Origin of the sequence: Pseudomonas sp. 18.1.10 (assembly GCF_024655625.1) — a bacterium.
GTDB lineage: Bacteria > Pseudomonadota > Gammaproteobacteria > Pseudomonadales > Pseudomonadaceae > Aquipseudomonas.
This window is the reverse complement of record NZ_JANLGL010000385.1, coordinates 1-2,947: the sequence shown is the minus strand read 5'-3', so window position 1 is coordinate 2,947 and position 2,947 is coordinate 1. Positions and strand designations below refer to the sequence as shown.

Annotated in this window: 1 protein-coding gene; it reads right to left on the bottom strand. The window is 61.8% G+C overall.

The window, feature by feature from the left end; genetic code table 11:
* Positions 1-127 precede the first annotated feature (127 nt).
* Positions 128-2,539, bottom strand: coding sequence for a glucose/quinate/shikimate family membrane-bound PQQ-dependent dehydrogenase (locus tag NUV89_RS28930; RefSeq protein WP_257784010.1), 2,412 nt, complete (start codon positions 2,537-2,539; stop codon positions 128-130).
* Positions 2,540-2,947 lie beyond the last annotated feature (408 nt).

The window sequence follows — 2,947 nt, the reverse complement described above, 5'->3', positions numbered from 1 at the left end:
TGACACACCGCATTCGCGAGCAAGCCCGCTCCCACACAAGCCAGCTCCCACATTTTGAATTGCACCGGACATGAAAAAGGCGGCGACCCTCAACAGGTCGCCGCCTTTTTATTACTGCTGGTGAAGCTTAATCCGGCAGTTTAAACGCCATCACATAGTCACCCTGCTTGGTGCCCAGGGAACCATGACCGCCCGCCACGACCAGCACGTATTGCTTGCCGTCCTTGCCGGTGTAGGTCATCGGTGTGGTTTGCGCGCCTGCTGGCAGGCGGCCTTCCCACAGTTGCTTGCCGTTTTTCACGTCATAGGCACGCAGGTACTGGTCCAGGGTGCCGCTGAGGAACGCCACGCCACCAGCGGTGGTGAACGTGCCGCCCAGGCTAGGCACGCCCATGCTCAGTGGGATGGGCACTGGCGAGCTGTCGCGCACGGTGCCGTTCTTGTGCATCCAGATGGTTTTGTGGGTGGTCAGGTCGACCGCGGCCACATAACCCCAGGCCGGTGCCTGGCACGGCAGGCCCAGTGGCGACAGCAGGGCTTCGAGGATCACGCCGTACGGCGCGCCTTTGTTCGGCTGCACGCCTTCGGTTTCGCTGACGCGCGGGCCTTGCTTGGCGATGTCGGCAGCCGGGATCAGCTTGGACTTGAACGCCATGTAGCTTGGGTTGACGAAGGCCAGTTGACGCACCGGGTCGACGGAGATGCCGCCCCAGTCGAACACGCCGAAGTTACCCGGATAAACGATCGAACCTTGCAGCGATGGCGGAGTGAACGGGCCGTCGTAGCGCATGGATTTGAAATCAATCCGGCACAGCAGTTGGTCGAACGGCGTCACGCCCCACATGTCGCGTTCTTTCAACGGCGGCGGCATGAAGTTCAGGTCGGACTTGGGCTGGGTCGGCGAGGTGTGGTCGCCAGCAACTGCGCCTTGCGGTACGGCGATTTCGTGGATCGGCACCACCGGCTGGCCAGTGGCACGGTCGAGCACGTAGATGCTGCCTTGCTTGGTCGATGCCATGACCGCCTGCTTCACGCCGGCTTCGGTCTTGATGTCGATCAGCGATGGCTGGCCGCCTACGTCCATGTCCCACAGGTCATGGTGAGTGAACTGGAAGGTCCATTTCACGTGGCCGCTGTCGATGTCCAGGGCGGTCAGGCCGGCGCTGTATTTTTCCGAGTCTTCGGTACGGTCGCCGCCGTATTGGTCGGGCATCTGGTTGCCCATCGGCAGGTAGAGCATGCCGAGTTTTTCATCCACCGAGAACATGGACCACATGTTCGGCGAGTTGCGGGTGTAGGTCTTGCCTTCGGCCAACGGGGTGGTGTCGTCCGGGTTGCCGCTGTCCCAGTTCCACACCAGCTTGCCGGTGTGTACGTCGAACGCGCGGATCACGCCGCTCGGCTCGTCGGTGGAGACGTTGTCGGTGACGTGGCCACCGATCACCACCAGGTTTTTGGTCACAGCCGGTGGCGAGGTGGAGTAGTAACCGCCTGGGGCGAAGCCGCCGATATTGGCGCGCAGGTCGACCTGGCCTTTGTCACCGAAGTCTTCGCACATCTTGCCGGTGTCGGCGTTCAGGGCGATCAGACGGGTGTCGGCAGTCGGGACGAAGATGCGTTTCGGGCAGGCGTTCGGTGCAGCCGCCGGGCTGGCGCTGCCGGTCGGGCTCTGCTCGGAAGCGTACACGGCGTCATCGTGATACGACACGCCACGGCAGGTCATGTGGGCCCAGCCTTTGAAGTTCTCGGCGCCCATGCTGCTGATCTTCGGATCGAAGCGCCAGATTTCCTTGCCGGTGTCCGGGTCCAGGGCAATCACTTGGCTGTGCGGGGTGCACACGTAGAGCATGCCGTTGACTTTCAGCGGGGTGTTTTCCGCGGTGGTCTCGCCTGGATCGTTCGGGCCAGGCAGGTCGCCGGTACGGTAGGTCCACGCCGGTACGAGCTTGCTCACGTTTTGCGGGGTGATCTGTGCCAGTGGCGAGTAACGGTCACCGAACGCCGAACGGCCGTAGGAATTCCAGTCGCCATCGGGTTGGGCCGGTGCAGCGCTGGCCATGCCAGGGACAGCGTCGCGGTCCAGTTGGCCTTTGATCTCACCCGGGTTGGTGAATTGGCTGGCAACTGCAGCGGCGCCAGCCAGCACCACGGCCACGCTCAGCGCGCCGGTGCCCAGTGGCGCCGGTTGGCCACGCAGCAGCGGGCGACGGACCCAAGGCAGCAACATGACGATGCCCAAGGCGAACAGCAGGGCCAGGCGCGGCACCAGCTGCCACCAGTCCAGGCCGACTTCCCACAGTGCCCACACGGTGCTGGCGAACAACACCAGTGCGTACAGGCCCAGCGCAGCGCGGCGGTTGGCCAGCAGCAGAATGCCGGTCAGGCCGACGCCGATACCGGCCAGCAGGTAGTACAGCGACCCGCCGAGCATGCTCAGCTTGACGCCGCCGGCCAGCAAGGCCAGGCCCATGATTAGCAGCAAGACGCCTAGCAGCTTGGGCAGCAAGCGGCTTGGACTTGAAGCACCATCAGTGCTCATAGTGTGTTTCTCCGTTACGTTGGAATTATGTAACCCCGTGCTTCACTGTAGATGACGATTCAGCACAGGCTTGGTTCAGCGATATTCGGTTTTTCTGTGGATAAAGGTGGTTATCCACAGGCGGGCGATGGATTCCCAGGCGCGGAGGGGTGTAAGACAGCGCTGTCTTTGCGAAGGGGGATATTCGGCAAGATGGGATCGACCGGGAGAGTGAAACGTTTCAGGTTGTTGCGGGGAAGGATAAAGGGAGTTGTGTTGGAGAGAAAGGGCGAATCGCGATATGCATCATTTCTGAATTGGTAACAGTGACTAAGTGTCGCTGCAAAAAACCGTGTGAAAGCGAGCTTGTGTGGGAGCGGGCTTGCTCGCGAAAGCGGTGTGTCAGTCACAGATATTTCAACTGATCCA